The organism is Nonomuraea sp. NPDC052265 (genome assembly GCF_044547985.1).
GTDB lineage: Bacteria > Actinomycetota > Actinomycetes > Streptosporangiales > Streptosporangiaceae > Nonomuraea.
Map to the genome: position 1 here is coordinate 175,719 of NZ_JBIUBJ010000017.1, position 18,454 is coordinate 194,172.

Annotated in this window: 16 protein-coding genes; 4 read left to right on the plus strand and 12 right to left on the minus strand. The window is 72.3% G+C overall.

The features are described from left to right. The 5 genes from ACIHAD_RS36835 to ACIHAD_RS36855 all read right to left on the minus strand — a co-directional run bounded on the left by ACIHAD_RS36835 (position 1) and on the right by ACIHAD_RS36855 (position 5,742). On the minus strand, positions 1–885 hold the full coding sequence (locus ACIHAD_RS36835; protein ID WP_397359342.1) for a hypothetical protein: 885 nt from the start codon (positions 883–885) through the stop codon (positions 1–3). A gap of 33 nt (positions 886–918) precedes the next feature. Continuing rightward, positions 919–1,803 (minus strand): hypothetical protein, encoded by an 885-nt coding sequence (locus ACIHAD_RS36840; protein ID WP_397359343.1) that lies wholly within the window; start codon positions 1,801–1,803, stop codon positions 919–921. A 14-nt stretch (positions 1,804–1,817) separates the two neighbouring features. Next, positions 1,818–2,141 carry a PadR family transcriptional regulator gene (locus ACIHAD_RS36845; RefSeq protein WP_364332320.1) on the minus strand — a complete coding sequence of 108 codons (324 nt, stop codon included), beginning with the start codon at positions 2,139–2,141 and terminating at the stop codon, positions 1,818–1,820. Positions 2,142–2,216: 75 nt separating this feature from the next. Further along, positions 2,217–4,745, minus strand: coding sequence for a glycoside hydrolase family 9 protein (locus tag ACIHAD_RS36850; protein ID WP_397359368.1), 2,529 nt, complete (start codon positions 4,743–4,745; stop codon positions 2,217–2,219). Positions 4,746–5,469: 724 nt separating this feature from the next. Further along, the gene (locus ACIHAD_RS36855) at positions 5,470–5,742 is read right to left on the minus strand and encodes a hypothetical protein (RefSeq protein WP_397359344.1); all 273 of its coding nucleotides are present in this window, start codon (positions 5,740–5,742) and stop codon (positions 5,470–5,472) included. A 149-nt stretch (positions 5,743–5,891) separates the two neighbouring features. On the opposite strand from ACIHAD_RS36855, the gene ACIHAD_RS36860 reads away from it, so the two are divergent. Next, positions 5,892–7,097 carry a PucR family transcriptional regulator gene (locus tag ACIHAD_RS36860; RefSeq protein ID WP_397359345.1) on the plus strand — a complete coding sequence of 402 codons (1,206 nt, stop codon included), beginning with the start codon at positions 5,892–5,894 and terminating at the stop codon, positions 7,095–7,097. Positions 7,098–7,143: 46 nt separating this feature from the next. Here ACIHAD_RS36860 and ACIHAD_RS36865 read toward each other — a convergent pair whose 3' ends face one another. Beyond that, complete coding sequence (locus ACIHAD_RS36865) at positions 7,144–8,013, minus strand: SGNH/GDSL hydrolase family protein (protein ID WP_397359346.1); 870 nt, start codon at positions 8,011–8,013, stop codon at positions 7,144–7,146. Between the two features lie 79 nt (positions 8,014–8,092). Beyond that, a complete protein-coding gene (locus tag ACIHAD_RS36870; RefSeq protein WP_397359369.1) occupies positions 8,093–9,223 on the minus strand; it encodes an alkaline phosphatase PhoX in 1,131 nt (376 codons plus the stop codon). A 228-nt stretch (positions 9,224–9,451) separates the two neighbouring features. On the opposite strand from ACIHAD_RS36870, the gene ACIHAD_RS36875 reads away from it, so the two are divergent. After that, the gene (locus ACIHAD_RS36875; protein ID WP_397359347.1) at positions 9,452–11,422 is read left to right on the plus strand and encodes a hypothetical protein; all 1,971 of its coding nucleotides are present in this window, start codon (positions 9,452–9,454) and stop codon (positions 11,420–11,422) included. On the opposite strand, the gene ACIHAD_RS36880 is transcribed toward ACIHAD_RS36875, so the two are convergent. The 4 genes from ACIHAD_RS36880 to ACIHAD_RS36895 form a co-directional block, all read right to left on the minus strand. Beyond that, positions 11,412–12,017, minus strand: coding sequence for a GNAT family N-acetyltransferase (locus ACIHAD_RS36880; RefSeq protein WP_397359348.1), 606 nt, complete (start codon positions 12,015–12,017; stop codon positions 11,412–11,414). The two genes, ACIHAD_RS36875 and ACIHAD_RS36880, sit on opposite strands and share 11 nt — an antisense overlap. Next, positions 12,014–13,498 carry an APC family permease gene (locus ACIHAD_RS36885; protein ID WP_397359349.1) on the minus strand — a complete coding sequence of 495 codons (1,485 nt, stop codon included), beginning with the start codon at positions 13,496–13,498 and terminating at the stop codon, positions 12,014–12,016. Before ACIHAD_RS36885 ends, ACIHAD_RS36880 begins: the two co-directional genes overlap by 4 nt. Positions 13,499–13,569: 71 nt before the next feature. Continuing rightward, entirely contained in the window at positions 13,570–14,202 is a 633-nt protein-coding gene (locus tag ACIHAD_RS36890) for a GPP34 family phosphoprotein (RefSeq protein ID WP_397359350.1), read from the minus strand. Between the two features lie 312 nt (positions 14,203–14,514). Then, complete coding sequence (locus tag ACIHAD_RS36895) at positions 14,515–15,006, minus strand: hypothetical protein (RefSeq protein ID WP_397359352.1); 492 nt, start codon at positions 15,004–15,006, stop codon at positions 14,515–14,517. A 230-nt stretch (positions 15,007–15,236) separates the two neighbouring features. On the opposite strand from ACIHAD_RS36895, the gene ACIHAD_RS36900 reads away from it, so the two are divergent. Both ACIHAD_RS36900 and ACIHAD_RS36905 read left to right on the plus strand, forming a co-directional pair. After that, complete coding sequence (locus tag ACIHAD_RS36900) at positions 15,237–16,856, plus strand: carbamoyltransferase C-terminal domain-containing protein (RefSeq protein ID WP_397359353.1); 1,620 nt, start codon at positions 15,237–15,239, stop codon at positions 16,854–16,856. Positions 16,857–16,983: 127 nt separating this feature from the next. Next, positions 16,984–17,778 (plus strand): N-acetylmuramoyl-L-alanine amidase, encoded by a 795-nt coding sequence (locus ACIHAD_RS36905; protein WP_397359354.1) that lies wholly within the window; start codon positions 16,984–16,986, stop codon positions 17,776–17,778. Here the strand turns inward: ACIHAD_RS36905 and ACIHAD_RS36910 are convergent. Then, positions 17,775–18,398: a TetR/AcrR family transcriptional regulator gene (locus ACIHAD_RS36910; RefSeq protein ID WP_397359355.1), complete on the minus strand. Its 624-nt coding sequence runs from the start codon at positions 18,396–18,398 to the stop codon at positions 17,775–17,777. The two genes, ACIHAD_RS36905 and ACIHAD_RS36910, sit on opposite strands and share 4 nt — an antisense overlap. Between the last annotated feature and the right edge of the window lie 56 nt (positions 18,399–18,454).

Genomic DNA, 18,454 nt, shown 5'->3' on the forward strand with positions numbered 1-18,454 from the left:
TCAGAACGCGAACTGTTCGTTGATCTTCCGCTGCACCGCGGTCTCCTTCGGCGTGTAGGCCGCGTAGAAGTCCTTGCCGCATTCCAGGTCGTCGAGCGCCGCCTTGACCTCCTGGACGAGGTACGGCTTGGCGGCGTCGGGGGTGAGCTCCGGCATGTGGAACTGCTCGGTGTCCTTGGTCATCTTCGGGGTGTCGGGGAGGTTCTTCTGCTGCTGGCGGCCCAGCTTGTCCTGCCGGCGCATGAACTCCCGCTCACCGCGCTGGTTGAGCGCCGACGGCTTGGCGTCGGCCACCGAGTAGCCCTTGCCCTTGAGGCAGGTGGCCATGGGGCCGGCCAGCTCGACCAGCTCGGGGTCGCCGTCCAGCTCGGTGGCCTTCGCCCGCCTGTGGGCGATGGCCATCTGGGAGAAGTAGTCGATGTTCGACTTCAGGGTGAGGCCGAGGACCTGCTTGCCGGCCGTGACGACGCAGGCGTCCTTGGCCTTGTGGTAGGCGCCGAGCTGGGCGGTGGAGAGGTCTGCCTGGATCTTCATGTTGGGATCCGGGTCGGCCTTGCCGCCCGGACCGTTCAGCTCCCCGGGGTAAACCTGCAGGGCGAACACGCCGAATCCGTATTTGGCGCGGTATTTCTTCATCGCCTGGTAGTCGCCGGAGGAGCGCTTGCGCTCGTCCTCGTTCTTGTCCTCGGGCTTCACGTACGGCATGTACGTGAAGCCCTTCTGCTTCATGCAGTCGGCCTTGGCGGCCTCGAACTGGTGCTTCCTGTCCTTGGCGGCCGTCGGCGACGGCCGCGCGGCGCCGGTCGTCCCGGCGGCGCCCCCGCAGCCGCAGAGCACGGCCGCCGACAGCGACATGGCGATGGCCAGGCGGGATCTCTTGAGCATGGCGGAGACCATACTCCGTTCAACGGAGTATGGTCAATCCAGGCAGTGCCGCCGCTGGCGGAAGGGCGCGAAGGCGGCCCCCACGACCAGCAGCGCGAGCACTCCCCAGTAGGCCAGGTGCTGCCGGGTCAGGGCGCTGGAGTGCAGCACCAGCGCGCCCGACGTCGTCGCCAGGTAGATCGCCGCCGCCAGCGTCCACCGGTGGTCGCGGGCCAGGTAGGCGCTCCCCGCCGTCAGCCCGAACGCCACCACCTCCACGACCAGCCTGCTCAGGCTGATCGGGAGCACCGAGGAGTCCTCCATCCACTCGGGGCCCGCCCAGCTCGCCGCGACGACCGCCGCCCACCACCACCACGACCTCGTGCGCGGCGCCCGCCGCAGCACGAGCAGGCCGGCCAGTGCCACCGCGTAGGTGCCCGCCACCAGGTACGGGTCGCTGTCCATGAACAGCGGCCGGACCTGGAGGAACGTCGGATAGACCGGTAACAGGGTCGCGTCGACCGGCTGCCACCCGCCGGCCAGCGCCACCGCCTTGGCCCCGGTGAGCAGCGTCAGCGCCGCCGCCGTGCGCAGCCGTCCCCGCGCGGTCGCCAGCAGCGTGAGCGCCGACAGCAGCGTCCAGAGCGGCAGCGTGCCGGCGTAGGGCAGCAGCGCGGCCAGGTTCGCCGCCGCGATGGCGGTGACGGCGAGGTGCACGCCGTCCGCCCAGGGGCTGCCGCTCGCCAGATGGACGATCCGGCTGCGCACCCCGCCCCTGAGCAGCCCCCACGCCTCGCGCGGCACCGGGACGCGCCGCCCCGGCGCGGCCGATTCGAGCAGCACGTCGAGCAGCTCGTCACCATGGGCCGCGCGGTAGGTCCTGGGATAGGCGAGCAGGAGCTTGCGGTAACGCCGTTCGAGCGCGGACGCGGCTCGCACGGACCCGATCGCCGTCATCCGGCCGACGGCCGCAGGACGAGTGAGGCGGCCGCCTGCATCCGCCTGGCCTCGGCCTCCACCAGCGCCTGGCCCTCGTCGGTGATCCGGAAGTAGCGCCGGTTGCGCCCGTTGACCGTCTCCTCGCGGTCGACGGCGATGACGCCCCGCTCGTTCAGGCGTTCCAGGATGCCGTAGAGCGTGCCGACGGAGGGCTGGACCCGGCCGCCGGACAGCTCCTTGACCGACTTGCTGATCGCGTGGCCGTGCAGCGGGCCGGCACGCAGCGCGGCGAGCACGAAGTACATCGGCTCGCTGACCTCTGAGGTTCCCCTGGGCATGGGGGAGACATTATTCCGTTCAACGGAGTGTGGGCAACGCGGGCGGACCCGGGAAGGGGCCGCCCGCGTCGCGCGTCACCGGCAGCGGTCGCCGTTGAGGCGGAAGACCTCGGGGGCGGGGTTGGGCCCCGAGGCGTGCGTGCCGACGAAGCCGAACGTCACGGACCCGCCGGGCCTGATCCGGTCGTTGTGGCCGAGGCTCGTGGCCGTCACCACCGCGCCGGACTGGCCGAACTCTGCCTCCCAGCCCTGCTTGATCCGCTGGCCGCCGGGGAACGACCAGCTCAGGGTCCAGCCGTTCACGCTCTCCCTGCCGGTGTTCTCGATCACGATCTGGCTGGTGAAGCCGCCGGGCCACGAGCCGTGCGCCGAGTAGCGCACCCGGCAGGCCGACCGCTCGCCCTTGTCCGCCAGGAACGCCGACACCCACGCCAGCGGCGAGTTCCAGTTGATGGTCAGCTCGTTGGTGGACCAGGACTCGATGTCGTCGATGTAGCAGAACTGCGGCTTGCAGCCGCGCAGCAGCCGCTGGGCGACCGGGTCCTGGACGGCGGAGTTGGGGCCGCCGGCCAGCGAGCCGCGCGGCGGGTGGGGCAGGGCGTGGTCGAGCTGATGGGCGTACCAGCGGCTGTGCTGGTTCTGGGCGGAGACCTCGCCGTAGCCGGTGACGTAGGAGAGGTTGAGCGCGTTGCGGCCGAGCAGGTAGTCCATGCCCTCCCGGACGGCGGCCCGGTACTTCTCCTGGCCCGTCAGGTCGTAGGCGGTGGCCGGCACGACCAGGTTGTTGAGCACCAGGTTGTTGGAGCCCCAGTCGAAGTCCGCCGGCGCGTACGGCAGCCCGTACGGGTGCGCCCGCTGGATCGCCAGGTACTTGTCCGCCCCCGCGACCACCGACTGCCGGACCTTGTCCCGCCCCGGCAGCGCGTTGGGCACGGTCGCCAGCTCCAGGCGGCCGAGCTGGGCGGTGTTGCCCCAGTCGAAGCCGCGCTCGCGCCAGATGTCGCCGGTGTGGTGCGGCGAGGCCAGCACGAAGTCCGCGAACTCCTTCTCGCCCGTCGTGAGGTAGAGCTCGGCCGCCGCCCAGTAGAACTCGTCGCTCACGTCGGCGTCGTCGTAGGCGCCGCCGCCCACGCCGTCGGCGGGGTCGGCGTACCGGGCGGGGTTCGCCTTCGCCGCCGCCCACGCCCCGCGCGCGGCCTTGAGGTTGCGGGCCGCGAACGCCGCGTCGTAGGGCGCGAACAGCCGGGCCGCCTGCGCCGCCGTCGCGGCCAGGTTGAGCGTCGCGGCCGTGGACGGCGGGTGCAGCTCGCGCTTCTGCGGGTCGAGGTGCGGCAGCAGCGGCAGCCCGGTCCAGTTCTGGTCGTGCACCTTGTGGTGGGCCATGCCCGCGTACGGCTTGCCGTCCGGGACCTGCATGCTCAGGATGAACTCCTGCTCCCAGCGGGCCTCGTCCAGCACGTCGGGCACGCCGTTGCCGCTCTCGGGGATCCGGAGCTGGCCGTCGGTGAAGGCGGCCCGGTCGCGCTCGTAGGCCGACATGAGCTGGTGGACCGAGATGCCGCCGTTGACCACGTACTTGCCGTGGTCGCCGGCGTCGTACCAGCCGCCCTTGACGTTCAGGGTGTAGTCGCAGACGCCCGGCCGGCAGGGGACGTCCGTGTCGCCCTGGTTCGGGGACGCGCCCGCGTGACCTGCCGGGCGTCCGTAGCCGGGACGCAGGCTGTCGAGGATCTCGATGCCGCTGCGCTGGGTGTAGTAGAACTTCAGCGCGTCCGTGGGCAGGGAGTCGTACACGTGCGCGCCGATGTCGAACGGCCTGCTCGTCTCGCCGTCGGCGGTCAGCGTGTAGCCCTCGCCGGGCTTGGCGTAGGCGCCGAAGTCGATGGTGTGCACGTTCTGGCCGGAGCTTGCGTCCACGCCCCTGGGGTCGGTACGGCCGTTCGCCACCCGCTCCTTCGCCGCGTCGCGCAGCTCCCAGTCCAGGGGTGTGGTGGCCCCGGTGACCAGGGTGGCCTTCTTCGGGCCCGAGGGGAGGTAGCCGACCATGTTCACCCGGACGCGCGGGCCCGTGTCCGGCTCGTAGACCTCGGGCTCGGCGCCGCCCTTCAGCGACACGTCGTCCATGCAGAACCTCCAGGGCTCGGCGCTGCCGCCCAGCTGGAACGCCACCTGGGCGTTCGGCAGCGAGACCGGCGCGGTGAAGGTGTAGGAGTAGGCGTTGCCCGACACGCTCAGCTCCGGGGCGGCCGACAGGTACTGCGTCCACGGGTCCACGGGGAGCTGGATCAGGGCCTTGCCGACCTTGGCGGGGGTGGCGGAGGCCGTGAACCGATAGGCGTAGGCGTCGCCGGCGACCAGCGGGACGTCGTCCTGGCCGATGATGACGTCCCAGGGGTTGGCGGTGCCGCCGGGGACGTCCGCGCACAGCCTGCCGCCGTCCACGGCCAGGGTGGTGTTGCCGGTGCTCCACCAGGGGGCGGTGCCGGCGTCGAAGGTGCCGTTCACGATCTGCTCGGGTCCCTCGTCGGCGGCGCGGGCGGACGCGGCGGGGGACAGGGCGACCATGGTGAGGAGGGCCAGCAGCGCGGCCCGGCATCGGGTCATGGAGGTCCTTCGGGGGGTTGGGAGCGCTCCCACTGGAGCGATCCCGATCCTCCTTGCCCACCGCTGCCCCGTCAACGGGTGCGCCCGATCGAGCACGAAGACCCTGAAACTTTCACGGTCGGGGCCGCTCACGTGCCGGGGGGATCGGATGTCAGGTGGTGGAGGAGGCCTGTGGCCCTGCGGCGGTCCGTAGGGGGTGGCCAGGCGGTCTGCGGCGGCCCGCGCCTGTCTGGCGGCCCGGACGGCGGCCCGGACGGCGGCCCGGACGGCTGCCCTTCTTCTGCCTGCGGCGGCCAGCACCAGGGCGCGTGCCCACCCGATCCTGGCGGCCGCGCCGGGGTTGCGGGCCAGGTAACGGGTCAGGTGGGTGTGGAGACGGCGGGCGGTCGCGCGGTCCACGTGGTCGCGTACGTGCCACAGCAGCTCCGCCAGCCCCGACCAGCACTCCAGCATGCCGGGCTGCGCCGACGGCAACCCGTCCGCCAGCGCGAGCGCCCGAACCAGCGCCCCCCGCACCTCGGCAACGGCGACCGCCGTCGGGACCTCCGGGGCCGCCGCACCCGCCGGGGCCGATGTGGCCGGGAACGCGGAGACGGCCGGGGTGGCCGGGGTGGCCGGGATGGCACAAGTGGGCGTCGGCCGGTGGAGAGAGGGGGTGGCGGTGGTCAGGCGGGTGGTGGCGGTCAGGAGGCGTAGGGACTGGATGGTGTGCAGGGACGGGCTGTCATGGAGGCCGAGCCGGGCGGCGAGGGCACGCCGCCGTTCCGTGGACGCGCGGGCCGCCGCCAGCACCTCCCGGGATCCGCTCGGCGGGCACGCCGTCGAGCCGCAGCAGTGCCTCCGCGCGGCCCGCCAGGCACCAGTGGCGGCCGATGTCGTCCCCGCCCACGCGCCTGACCGACAGCTCCTCGGTCTCGGCGAACAGCTCCGCCGCCTCGGCGAAATCCCCCTCCCACAAGGCGGTCTCGGCCAGCATGCCCGCGCAGTTCTCCGCCATCCGGGGGTCCAGCGACGAGACGGACTACACCTACACCGTCCGGCTCAAGCTGACCAGGCAGTGACCCGAAGTGACCTGACCTGCGCAAGGCCCCGCCGCACGCCGGCGGGGCCTTCACTGACGCCGGATGTTCTGGGAGGGTTCGGAACGTGGTCCCTGCCCTCACCCTGGCCGGCTGCGTCGCGCACGAGTTGCTCGAACGCCAGACCGCCAAGCTGGCCAGGCAGCTCGTACGCGGCTTCGCCGAGGAGATCCCCCTCTACCGGCGGCTGCCGAAGGAGGAGCTCGACGGCGAGATCACCGTCATCACCGAGCACAACCTGCGGCTGATCGCCCGGATGTTCCGCGACCGCCGCCCGCCCACCAGGGCCGAGCTGGCGCCGCTGCGCTCGTCGGCGGCCCGCCGCGCCCAGGAGGGCGTGCCGCTGGAGGCCCTGCTGGCCGCCTACCACCTGGGCGCGCGCAAGGTGTGGGAGCACCTGTTCGCCGAGGCCACGCCCGCCGACTTCGCGGACGTGCTGGCGGCCAACCGCCTCATCCTGCTCTACACGGAGTCGGTGACGGCCGCCGTGTGCACCGCGTACCTGGAGGAGCGCGAGGGCATGCTCAGCCACGAGCAGCACGCGTTGCACGCCGCCGTGTCCGCGCTGCTCGGCGGCGACCGGGCGGCGCTGGCCGGGGTGCGGCTGGCCCCGCGCTACCTGGTGCTCGCGCTCGCGGTCGGCCGGCATCCCGACGAGGAGAGCGACGAGCCGGGCGGGTCGATCGCGGGCCGCCGCAAGCTGCACCGGATCAGGACGGCGCTCCAGCGGGGCGCGGCCGAGCCGGTGCTGTCGGTGCTGGACACGACGGGCGGCCTGGCGTTCGTGCCGATCACGGGCGAGGACCCCGACTGGTACGAGGTCGGCGAGACGGCCGCCGGGATGGCCAAGGCGGCCGGCGTGCCGGTGTGGGCGGCGGCCGAGATCGCCCCGCCCGCCGGGGTGCCGGAGGCCGTCAAGCTGGCCGAGGAGGTCCTGGAGGTGGTACGGGTCTTCGAGCAGCCGCCGGGCGCCTACCGGCTGGCCGACGTGCTGCTGGAGTACCAGCTCACCAGGCCGAGCCAGGCCACCGCCGTGCTCGCCGGCCTGCTCGACCCGCTGCTCGACAACCCCGACCTGCTCAGGACGCTCACGGTCTACCTGGACACCGGCCTCGACCGCCGCCGTACGGCCGAGCTGCTGCACGTGCACCCCAACACGGTCGACTACCGCCTGCGCAGGGCCGTCAGCCTGACCGGCCTCGACCCCGTGGACCCGGCCCACCTGCAACGCATCGGCGCGGCGCTGGCCGCCAGGCGCCAGCACCGCAAGTGAACGGGAGCCGCCCCCCGGCAGGGACGGCTCCCGTCGCTCGATCGGCTCAGAGCGCGCCGGACACCGCGCCGGACACCGCGGCGGTCACGACGGTGGCGAAGTTCCGCATCCCGAGACCGTTGGGGTGGAAGGGGGCGGCGGGCGAGGCGGGCACGTACGGCTCGATCCAGCGCACGCCCGGGGCCTTGCACGGGTCGTGGCCCACGCTCGGCGTCTGGAGGTCGACGAACGCCACTCCCGCGGCGGAGGCCTGCTCGGCCAGCATCCGGTTGAAGTACTGGAGCGTCGCGCGGATGTAGTTGGCGTCGGCCTTGATGATCGGGACGGTCGGGTAGCAGCCGTTCGGCGGCGCGTAGGTGGCGTAGCCGACCATGAAGATCCGGGCGCGCGGGGAGCGGGCGCGGATGTCGTTCACCAGCGTGGTCAGCTTGGACCGCAGCGCGTCGGTCTTGACCCGCCAGGAGTCCTGGCCGTCGACGATGTAGTCGTCGTTGCAGGCGTCGCCGACGGGCGGGGGCAGCAGGTTCAGGCAGTCCTCGATGAAGCCGGTCAGGCCGACGTCGTTGGCGCCGATCTGCACCGTGACCAGGGTGGTGTCCGCGCTGAGCGCGTCGAGCTGGGGCGCGACGCTGCCGAGGTCGGTGCCCTGGGAGTTGTACATGTCACGGGTCTTGGCGCCGGAGCAGGTGACGTCCCTGAAGGTGGCGGCGCCGATGGCCCGGGCGGTCAGGTGGGCGTAGTTGTGGTCGGAACGCCAGCAGCCGAGGTCGGGAACCACCTGGTTGGGCACCAGGGGACCCGACGCGGCGGAGTCGCCGAGCGCCACGTACACCTCGCCCTGGGCGGCGTGTGCGGGCGGCGCGACGCCGAGCGCCAGGGCGGTCGCGGAGAGCAGGACGAGCAACCGTCGGACCATTGAGGACTCCTTCGGCGGGGGTGGGGGTGCGGAGGCCACGCTGGTCAGCGGCTCCGGCGGGGGGTGGAAGCAGTGCTGGTCAGCGGCGGAAGGGCCCGGTCACCTCGTACGTGATCCCCCCGGTCCCGGCGGTCTCGCCGCTGGTGCCGCGCTGGGAGGAGAAGTAGAGCCGGGTGCCGTCGGGGGAGAACGCGGGGCCGGTGATCTCCGACTTGGCCTGGCCGTCCAGGCGCATGACGGGGGCGACCACGCGGTCGGGCGTGATGATGTTGATCTCCATGTTGCCGCCGTCCTCGGCCACGTACAGGTCGCCGGACGGGCGGCCGGTGATGTTGTCGACGCCGTCGAGGGTGCCGCCGCCCTCGTAGATCGCGGTGACCGTCTGCCTGGCGGTGTCGTAGGCCCAGACCTTGCGGTCGCCCTTCGCGGTGAAGTAGCAGATCCCGGCGGCGTAGTGGCAGCCCTCGCCGCCGCTGAAGTGGCGGGCCGCCGAGACCTGGTGCCTGGTCTGCGTGTCGAAGACGCCGGGCGTCGCGTCGGGCACCGGCCGCCACTCGACGCTGTCGCCGCCGAGCCCGCAGAGCACGTCGAGCCGCCCGCTGGACAGGTCGCCCCAGGTGGTGGGGGTGAAGCGGTAGAAGCAGCCGTCGCCCTCGTCCTCGGTCAGGTAGACGACCTTGTGGTCGGGGTCGCAGGCGGCGGCCTCGTGCTTGAACTTGCCCATGGCGGGGCGCTGCTGGGCGGAGCGGTCGCCGTACGGGTCGGTCTCGTAGACCTTGCCGCGGAAGATCTCCTCGCAGGACAGCCAGGTGCCCCACGGGGTCGCGCCGCCCGCGCAATTGAGGTTCGTGCCGCTCAGGATCCGGTACGCCCGGTCGATCGAGCCGTCGGCCCTGAACCTGATCGCCGAGGTCCCGCCCACGAGTGGCACCTCGGAGTTGGACACGTAGATCCAGCCGGAGCCGTCGGCGAAGCACGCGCCGCCGTCAGGAGCGGGGTGCCACAGCGTGCCGCCGACGACCCGGCCCGACCTGGCCACCACCCGGCCGGTGAACCCGGCGGGCAGCGCCATGCCGTTGGCGTCCGGGGCGCCGAGCGGCCCGTACGGGCTCACGCCCGCGCCCGCCGCGGAGGCCACGGCGTCGTGCCACATCGCCCCGGAGAACGCGACCGCCGCGGAGACGGTCCTGATGAAGGTACGGCGGCGCATCATGTCTCCACGTCGTTCGCGTCGGCTGATGTCGTTTGGATTCGCAGACATGACGATGAGCCCTGCTCGTCCTTCTGTGAACTGGACAGGGCAGTAAATCCGGACGGTCAAATCTGTGACGCCTCACAAATCTGAACGGCATTCCGTGAAGCCATTGACGGCGGCCCCGGGGCGATCCACCATGGCCCGAACCCCCGGCCTCGATCAGCTCCCGAGGTGCCCGTGCGCGTGCTTCCCCGTCTCCTCACCGTCCTCGCCCTGGCCTGCGCGACGCTTTCCGCGCCGGCGGCGTCACCGGCTTCGGCGGCCTCCGATCCGTCCGGCTGCGACCCGATCGACCCGGCGGCCTGCCTGCTGCCGTTCCCGAACGACTGGTTCACCGTCGCCGACCGGGGCACCGAGACGGGCCGCAGGGTGGCCTTCGCGGCCGGGTCCACGCCGGTCTCGGCCGCGGGCGTGCCGATCGCGCCCGCCGAGTGGAACAGGAACGACGGCTTCTCGCCGGGCTCGATGCTGCTGGCCAGGGTGCCGGGGCTGGACCTGGCCAGGACGGGGGCCGCGCCGATCACCGACATCGGCAGGTCGCTGGACCGGGACGCGCCCGTCGTGCTGCTGGACACCGTGACGGGGGAGCGGTGGCCGTACTGGGCCGAGCTGGACGCCAACGCGCCCGCCGGCCGTCAGGCCCTGATCGTCCGCCCGGCCCGCAACCTGCGCGAGGGCCACCGGTACGCGGTCGCCCTGCGCGACCTCCGCGACGCCGCCGGCGTCCCGATCCCGCCGAACCCCGCCTTCGCCGCGGTCGCCGGCCCGCCCCTGCCGCCGGGCCACGACCTGTACGACCGCCAACGCCGCCTCCAGCCCGCCTTGTCCGCGCTGCGCCGCGCCGGCGTCGGTACCCGCGGCCTCTACCTGGCCTGGGACTTCACCGTCGCCGGCGCGCGCGGCCTGGCCGGCCCGGCGCTGGCCATGCGCGACGACGCCCTGCGCGCGCTGCGCGGCCACGCGCCCGCCTTCGAGGTCACCTCGGTCACCGACCTCACCCCCGAGCAGGACGCCCAGATCGCCCGCCGGGTCGAGGGCACCTTCCGCGTGCCGAGCTACCTCGACCGTCCGGGCGGCCCGCCCGGCTCGGCGCTCAACCGCGGCCCCGACGGCCTGCCGGCCCGCCTGCCCGGCAACGAGCAGGTGGCGCCCTTCCGCTGCGAGATCCCCCGCGTCGCCTTCGACCACCCCGCCCGGCCCTCCCTGTACGGCCACGGCCTGCTCGGCAGGCACTCCGAGGTGGGCGCGTCGAACGTGAAGACCATGGCGCAGGAGCACGGGTTCCTCTTCTGCGCCACCAAGTGGATCGGCATGGCCGACGAGGACATCCCGCACGTCGCCTCCGTCTTCACCGACATCTCCAGGTTCGGCACGATCCCCGACCGCACCCTTCAGGGGTTCCTCGACTTCATGTTCCTGGGCCGCGCCATGACCGTCCCCGACGGCTTCGCCGCCCACCCCGCCTTCCGCACCGCCCGCGGCCGCCCGCTGATCGACCTGCGCAAGGGCCTGGTGTACGACGGCAACAGCCAGGGCGGCATCCTGGGCGGCGCGCTGGTCGCGCTGTCGACGGACATCGAGCGCGGCGTGCTCGGCGTGACCGGCATGAACTACAGCACCCTGTTCAATCGCAGCGCCGACGCCGCCCCCTTCCAGGCCGCCCTCGACCAGGCCTACCCCGACAAGCTGGACCAGCAGCTCATCCTGGCCCTCATGCAGATGTTGTGGGACCGCGGCGAGGCCGACGGCTACGCCGCCCACCTGACCGACCGCCCCTACCCGGGGACGCCGCGGCACCGGGTGCTCATGCACGTCGCCTTCGGCGACCACCAGGTGGCCACGGTCACCGCCGAGGTCGAGGCCCGTACCGTCGGCGCCCGCCTGCTGACCCCGGCACTCGCCCCGGGGCGCAGCCCGGACGCCGTGCCGTTCTGGGGGATCCCCGCGATCCGCGGCCGGGCCCACCCCGGCTCGGCCCTGGTGATGTGGGACGGCGGCGCCCCCGCGCCACCGCTCACCAACACCCCGCCCACGCAGGGCGAGGACCCGCACGAGAAGCCCCGCAGGACCCCGGCCGCCCAGCTCCAGAAGTCGGTGTTCCTCAAGACCGGCGTGGTCGCCGACGTCTGCGACGGCCCCTGCCTCACCCAGTGACGCCGGGCCGCCACATGGGCCAGAACAGGGTGCCGTCGGGCAGCGCGAACGGCTCCTCGGCCTGGTAGCCGTGCCTGGCGTACAGGTCGCGGCTGCGGGCGCTGCTGGCCTCCAGGTAGGCGGGCGCGCCGTCCAGCAGGGCGTGGTGGCGGCGGAGCAGCGCCGACCCGAGGCCCCGGCCCTGGTGGTCGGGGTGCACGGCCAGGAACGCCAGGTGGTGGTACGGCGGCTCCGGGTGGTGCCGCTCGAACAGCTCGTCCAGGACCCGGAACCGGTCGGCCCACCTCCCGGTGGCGGCGGCCAGGCGGCGGTCGTAGTCGGGCGGCTCGGGCGGCGCGTCGGCGGTGTGCGGCACCCACACCGCGACCGCCCGGCCCTCGTCGAGGAGGTCGACCTCGCCGTGCTCGATGGCGTGCGAGACGAGGATCAGGAAGTCCGCCACCATGATCTCGTGCCGCCCGGCCGGCTCGGGCACCAGGTACGACACCGCGGGCAGCCGCGCGAACGCGGTCGCCACCAGCTCCGCGACCGTCCCGGCGTCCCCGGCCGTCGCCCGGCGGACGTCGTGCGCCGCCACCTCCTGCGAGCGCGTCAACGGACGGCCTCCGGCGTGGCGGCGGCCTTGGCGCCCATGCCCACCAGCGAGTACACGCTCGGCTGTCCCGAGCGCAGGACCAGCGCCCAGCCCACGCCGAGCAGGGCCGCCACCGCGTACACGACCGGCAGGATCCAGGCGAGCGGATCGCCCTCGGGCACCCCGAGCAGCGTCGAGAAGTTGTCCAGCGCCAGCCACACCATGACGGCCAGCGCCAGCGCGGCGGGCACGGGGGCCGCGAAGCGCCGCGCGAGGCTCTCCCCGCTCGGCTGCCGGGCGAAGAAGACGACGATCGCGATCGAGGTCACGAACACCAGCAGCAGCACCCCGAACCCGCCGAACGAGCCGCCGTAGAAGAAGAGCTGCACCAGCGGGTCGAGCCCCAGGACCGCGTAGACCACGATGACGACCAGCCCGAGCACGGTCTGCGCGATCGAGCCCGACCGCGGCGCGCCGCTGCGCGGCCGGGTGCGGCCGAAGAAGGCGGGCAGCACCCGCTCGCGCCCGAGCGCGAAGAAGTACCGGGCGGTGGTGTTGTGGAAGGAGATCATGGCGGCGAACACGCTGGTGACGAAGAGCACCCGGGCGACGTCCACGACCGCGCCGCCGAGGTGCTGGTTCGCGATGATGAAGATCGTCTCGGCCTGGTCGCGGCGCGCGGCGGCCACGATGTCCGCCGGTCCCGTGGCGACCGTCATCGCCCACGACGACAGCGCGTACAGCCCCGCGATGATCGCCACCGACGAGTACGTGGCCAGCGGCACGGTACGCCGCGGATCCCGGCTCTCCTCCGAGAACACCACGGAGGACTCGAACCCGACGAACCCGAGCGTCGCGATGACCAGCAGCGCCCCCACCCCCGGCACGAACAGCGCCGCGGGCGCCAACGTCTCGGCCGAGAACCCGGACGGCGCCGGGTTGACCAGGTCCGCCAGGTCGAACAGCAGGATGACCGCCACCTCGGCGGTGAGCAGGACGGCCAGCAGCCGCCCGTTGACGTCCACCCGCATCAGGCCCAGGACGCCCACCAGCGCCCAGGCGACCAGCGAGATCGCCCACCAGGGCGGCGCGCCGCCGAACCACCGTTCGAGCAGCGGGGTGGCCGCCGCGCCGAAGGCGCCGTACAGGCCGACCTGCAGCGCGTTGTAGGCGATCAGCGCCACCCACGCCGCCGCGATGCCCGCCGGACGGCCGAGCCCCCGGCTGACGTAGGTGTAGAACGCGCCGGCGTTGGCCATGTGGCGGGCCATCGCCACGTACCCGACCGCGAACACCGCCAGCACCACGCCCACGACCAGGAACGCGATCGGCAGCCCGGTGATGCCGGTGACGGCGTAGCCGGTGGTGATCACGCCGGCGACGACGGTGAGCGGCGCGGCGGCCGACAGGACGAAGTAGACGACCGAGGGTGCGCCGAGCCGGTCGGCGGCCAGGGCGCCGGCGATCGGGTCGGGCGCGGCGCCGGATCTCGCGGAAGGCATCGCGTTCCTTTCTGGGGGGGTTCAGGTGCGACGGGGGCAGGGTGGGTGGTCCGGGGTTCCGTGTGATGGGGTCACGTCCGGTAGGTCAGGACGGCGTCGCCGACGGCCGCGCTCACCTGGCGGCCCAGGTCGCTCAGCGGTTGCGGCATCGCGGCCAGCACCGTGGTCAGGTACTGGTGGGCGCCGCGCCGGTCGGCCGGGTCCTCGACGACGACGTCGGTCAGGTCGCAGGCCTCGGTCAGCGCCGCCAGCGCCATGTCGTGCGGGTCCAGCGGCTGCCACTTCACCAGCGCCAGCCGCAGCCGCGCGGCGGGCCACATGGCCCGATTGAAGTCGTTCGAGAAATAGCGGACTTGTTTGCGTTTGAGCAGCCTCGGGGATTCGCGTTCTACCAGGCCATTACCCATCAACCGGCCGGTGACTTCGGTGACCGAGCGTTGCGCGAGGTAGGCCAACCAGGTTCGCACATCGGTGTGCTGAGGGGAATTGCCGATTTCGGTCAGCACCTTTCCGGCCAGCTCGTCCCGGACCCGGCGCCGGTCGACCACCCGCAGCCGCACCCCCTCGACAGTGATCCGCTGCTCCAGCACCAGTTCCGCGAGCAGCGCCCCGGCCAGGCCGAGCGCCACGCCGGCGACGTGCAGCCGAGGCTTGCCCGAGCCCGTCGCGTCCCAGCAGACGAAGAAGAAATCATCGGCAAGCAAAAATCGGCCCGCTCACTATAGGAATTGGTGGATGACCGGTTCAGGAAGCAGCGTGTAGCCGCCAGCGGCAATTTCTACCAAGAACCACATCTCCGGGCTAGACCCTATTTATCGGGAAATAAAAAGAGCACCGGCTTCGCGGAGAAGCCGGTGCCGCCCGTTCAGGGGCCCGTCAGTCGATGATCGCCTGATGGGCGGGCTGCCGCGGTCGCGACCGGATCGCGTGCGCGCCCGCCTGGAGCGATCGAGTGACGTAGATCACTCTCAGGGTTTCGGCCGGGCCGGTCGTCCACATGCGGGACGGGGACGTCGCTAGTTCGCGCAGTCCTGCTTGTCCAGGGCCAGGCCCATCTCGTAGATCTTGCCCTTGGAGAGCAGGAAGTAGTAGTGGGCCTTCGGGTTGCCCGGCACGGCGACGTACGGGTAGCCGCTCTCGGCCGTCCGCAGCTTCTTCGCGTACGCGCTCTTGAGCTGGGCGCTCGTCGAGCCGATGCCGATGCCCTGCGGCGTCTTGACGCCCTTCGGCGCGAAGATGATCGCCACGCCCTGCTTCTTGGAGATGAAGAGGCCGACCGTGTCGCGGGCCGTCTTCCGGGCCTTGAGGTCCCAGCCGGAACAGCTGTCGGAGTCGAGGCCGGGCTTGTGGACGATCTTCCCGGTGGCCTGGGCGGCCTTGGCGCTCATGCCCAGCGTGACCCCGCCGTACCCGAGCGGGCCGAAGGTCGGGGCGGCGAGCGCGGGGGAGGCGATCCCGGCCAGCGCGACGCCCGCCGCGAGGGTCGCCGCCGCGATTGTGTGCTTCATCGTCATGCAGGGTTTGACTGCGCTTCCGGCCCACAAGTTCTGCCGGGTTCGCGGGCGGGTCCGGGCTGACGTGTCCGTTACGCGGTTGAGGGATGGTCTTGTCCGAGGTCCGGGTACTGGTGCCGGTGATCACAGCCCAGGAGGCACCAGAGATGACGGATGTTCCTATCGTTGTCGGTATAAATCGTACTCAGGATGGTTCTGTTGCTGTCGCTGTGGGCGAGTCGGGCATGTACAGCCTGCAGAAGGAGCGCATCAGCCGGCGCAGGCATCACTGGGGCCGTCTCGGCGACCTGCCGGACGTCTACCTGCCCGAGATGCCGCTGCTCAAGGAGCCCGTGGACCTGGTCGTCGAGGGATACTCCGCCGACACCGAGATCGAGCACAAGGACGCCTACGAGGAGGAGCTGCGCGAGACGCTGAGCCTCAAGGAGGACGCCCGGGTCGTCCGGGTCTCCCACCATCTCAGCCACCTCTACAGCGCGTTCCCGCCCTCGCCGTTCGACCGGGCGGCGGGCCTGGTGATCGACGCGCAGGGCAGCCGGGTCAGGGACTTCACCGAGCGGGTCGCGCTGCCGAAGGGCACCCGCGACGACATGCTGGAGGTCGCCTCGTTCTACCGCTGCGAGCGCGGCGGCGAGATCGAGTGCCTGGCCAAGCAGCTCTGGGACGGCGACTGGTCGCGACCGGCCGGCCTCGGCAGCTTCTACGCGCTGCTGACCAAGCTGCTGTGGCCCGAGGGCGAGGGCCACGAGGACAAGGTGACGGCCCTGGCCCCCTTCGGCGACGCGTACGTGTACGGCCTGCCCGACCTCGACGTACGCGGCCACGAGGTGTTCATCCCCGAGGAGTGGATCGAGACGTTCGCCCAGCGGGACGCCTACGTATACGAGCCCGGCGGCGAGCGCTTCTCCCGCGCGGCGGACCTGGCCGCGGCCGGCCAGCGGGCCTTCGAGAACGCCCTCGCCCAGGTCGTCGCCTGGCTGCACGGGCAGACCGGCCTGGACCGGCTGGCCTTCGCCGGCGGCACCGCGCTCAACTGCTCGGCCAACGGCCGGATCCTCCGCGGGTCGCCGTTCCGCGAGGTGTTCGTCCCGCCGAGCCCGCACGACGGCGGCACCGCCGTGGGCTGCGCCCTGTACGGCCTCATCGAATGCCTCGGCGTCGAGAGCCGCTTCCGCTGGACCGACGACTTCCTCGGCCCCGACCCGGACGAGAGCGAGATCACCGCCGCCGTACGAAGCCTGCCCGACGGCCTGGTGGCCGAGCAGCCGCACGACCTGGTCGGCGCGATGGTGTCGCTGCTGGAGAGCGGCCGGGTCGTGGCCCTGCACCAGGGCCGCAGCGAGTCCGGCCCGCGCGGCCTCGGCAACCGCAGCATCCTCGCCGACCCGGCCAGACCGGACATGCAGGACTACGTCAACTTCGAGATCAAGGGCCGCGAATGGTTCCGCCCACTGGCCCCGCTGGTGCTGGCCGAGCACGCCGAGCGCCTGTTCGACGTCGACCGCCCGGCCCCGTTCATGCAGTACTCCGCCGACGTGCGCCCCGAGCACCGCGCGAGCCTGCCCGGCGTGACCCACGTGGACGGCACGGCCAGGCTCCAGACCGTGGAGGAGCCGGCCACGCCGTTCCTGCACGCCCTGCTGACGAGGTGGCATGCGGCCACGGGCTCCCCGGTGCTGGTCAGCACCTCGCTCCACGGCCCCGGCGACCCGCTGACCGAGACGCCCGAGCAGTCGATCGACACCCTGCTCACCACGAACCTGCACGCCCTGGTCATGCCGCCCTACCTGATCCGCAAGCACGAGGAGCCGCCGATACCCGGCGTGACCTGGGACCGCGACTAGCCCGGCCGAGCACGCCGACGGTGACGCGCCCGACGCCCATTCCGCGAAACCCAAATCCAGGTCATTGTTGCCGCAGGTCAGAGTGGGTGGCGGAGCCCGCGGGCCGGACCGGGTTACGGTCGGACGCATGCGCGTTCACCCAGCGGTCCCCGTGGTGCTGACCGCCCTGGCCGCGCTGTCGGCGGCCTGCGGCGGCGGCCCCGTGCGCACCACCCAGGGGGTGGTCGTCACCTCCGCCTCGCCGTCACAGGGGACGCGGAACGCGCTGGCCGGGAAGACCGTCGTGCTCGATCCGGGGCACAACGGCGGCAACGCCTCCCACCCCACGGAGATCAACCGCCCGGTCGACGTCATCACCAGGCGCAAGCCCTGCAACACCACCGGCACCCAGACCGGGGCCGGCTACCCCGAGCACGCCTTCACCTGGGACGTCGCGCTGCGCCTGAAGCCGCAGCTCGAAGGCATGGGCGCAAAGGTGGTGCTGACCAGACCGGACGACACCGGCGTCGGCCCCTGCGTCAACGAGCGGGCGGCCATCGGCAACAAGGCGCGGGCGGACGCCGTCCTGTCGATCCACGCCGACGGCGCGCCGCCGGCCGGCCACGGCTTCCACGTGATCATGCCGGGCCTGGTGCCCGGCCACAACGACGCGATCATCCAGCCGTCCCGGAGGCTGGGCGTCGCCGTCCGGAACGCCTTCCGCGACGGCACCGGCATCCCGTACGCCACCTACGTCGGCGAGCAGGGCCTGCAGACCCGCACCGACCTGGGCGGGCTCAACCTGTCCACCCGCCCGGCGGTGTTCATCGAGTGCGGCAACATGGCCAACCCGGGCGACGCCGCCAAGATGTCCGACGGGGAGTTCCGGGAGGAGATGGCCGGCTCGCTGGCCGCCGGGCTCAAGCAGTTCCTGACCGGTTAGGCGCCGTAGGCGCGCAGGAACACCTCCACCGCGGCGTCGGCGAGCCGGTCGAGCTCGGCCTGGGTGTGGTGGTCGCCGCCGCCCGAGAACATCACCTTGTTCACCGGGATCCACAGCAGCAGGCCGACGAAGTGCTCGGCGGCGAGCCGCGGATCGTCCAGGGGACGCAGGCCCGCCCCGGCCAGCCGCCCGAAGGCCGTGGACATCGCCTCCAGCGAAGGCTCGAAGCCCTGCCGGTACCAGGCGCGGCCGAGGCCGGGGAACCGGTCGGCCTCGGCGATGATCAGCCGCCGCAGCCGCAGCACGTCGGGCTGCATGATCGAGGCCAGGAACTCGTGGGCCAGCTTGCGCAGCCCCTTCTCCAGGTCCTGGTTCCCCTCCAGCGACTCGCTGATCAGCTTGGCCAGGACCTCGATCCGGCCCGCGGTGTCGAGGACGATCGTGGTGAAGAGCTGTTCCTTGTCGCTGAAGTGCTTGTAGACGGTCTGTTTGGAGACCGCGGCGATCGAGGCCACCTCGTCCATGCTCGCGCCCACGTAGCCGTTGCGCAGGAACACGGCGTGGGCCGCGTCCAGGATCTGCCTGCGTTTGCGGGCCGTCCGCCCGTCCTCTTCCGCCACCGACGCACCAATCTTTCGATCATGTGTTCCCACAGTACTGGACAGTTCCGTACTTA

Bases quoted from the DNA above. Each gene is read 5' to 3' on its own strand.
- ACIHAD_RS36885 (WP_397359349.1), bottom strand. From the start codon at position 13,498: ATGCCTTCCGCGAGATCCGGCGCCGCGCCCGACCCGATCGCCGGCGCC.
- ACIHAD_RS36835 (WP_397359342.1), bottom strand. From the start codon at position 885: ATGCTCAAGAGATCCCGCCTGGCCATCGCCATGTCGCTGTCGGCGGCC.
- ACIHAD_RS36855 (WP_397359344.1), bottom strand. From the start codon at position 5,742: ATGGCGGAGAACTGCGCGGGCATGCTGGCCGAGACCGCCTTGTGGGAG.
- ACIHAD_RS36900 (WP_397359353.1), top strand. From the start codon at position 15,237: ATGTACAGCCTGCAGAAGGAGCGCATCAGCCGGCGCAGGCATCACTGG.
- ACIHAD_RS36845 (WP_364332320.1), bottom strand. From the start codon at position 2,141: ATGCCCAGGGGAACCTCAGAGGTCAGCGAGCCGATGTACTTCGTGCTC.
- ACIHAD_RS36895 (WP_397359352.1), bottom strand. From the start codon at position 15,006: ATGAAGCACACAATCGCGGCGGCGACCCTCGCGGCGGGCGTCGCGCTG.
- ACIHAD_RS36850 (WP_397359368.1), bottom strand. From the start codon at position 4,745: ATGACCCGATGCCGGGCCGCGCTGCTGGCCCTCCTCACCATGGTCGCC.
- ACIHAD_RS36870 (WP_397359369.1), bottom strand. From the start codon at position 9,223: ATGCGCCGCCGTACCTTCATCAGGACCGTCTCCGCGGCGGTCGCGTTC.
- ACIHAD_RS36865 (WP_397359346.1), bottom strand. From the start codon at position 8,013: ATGGTCCGACGGTTGCTCGTCCTGCTCTCCGCGACCGCCCTGGCGCTC.
- ACIHAD_RS36905 (WP_397359354.1), top strand. From the start codon at position 16,984: ATGCGCGTTCACCCAGCGGTCCCCGTGGTGCTGACCGCCCTGGCCGCG.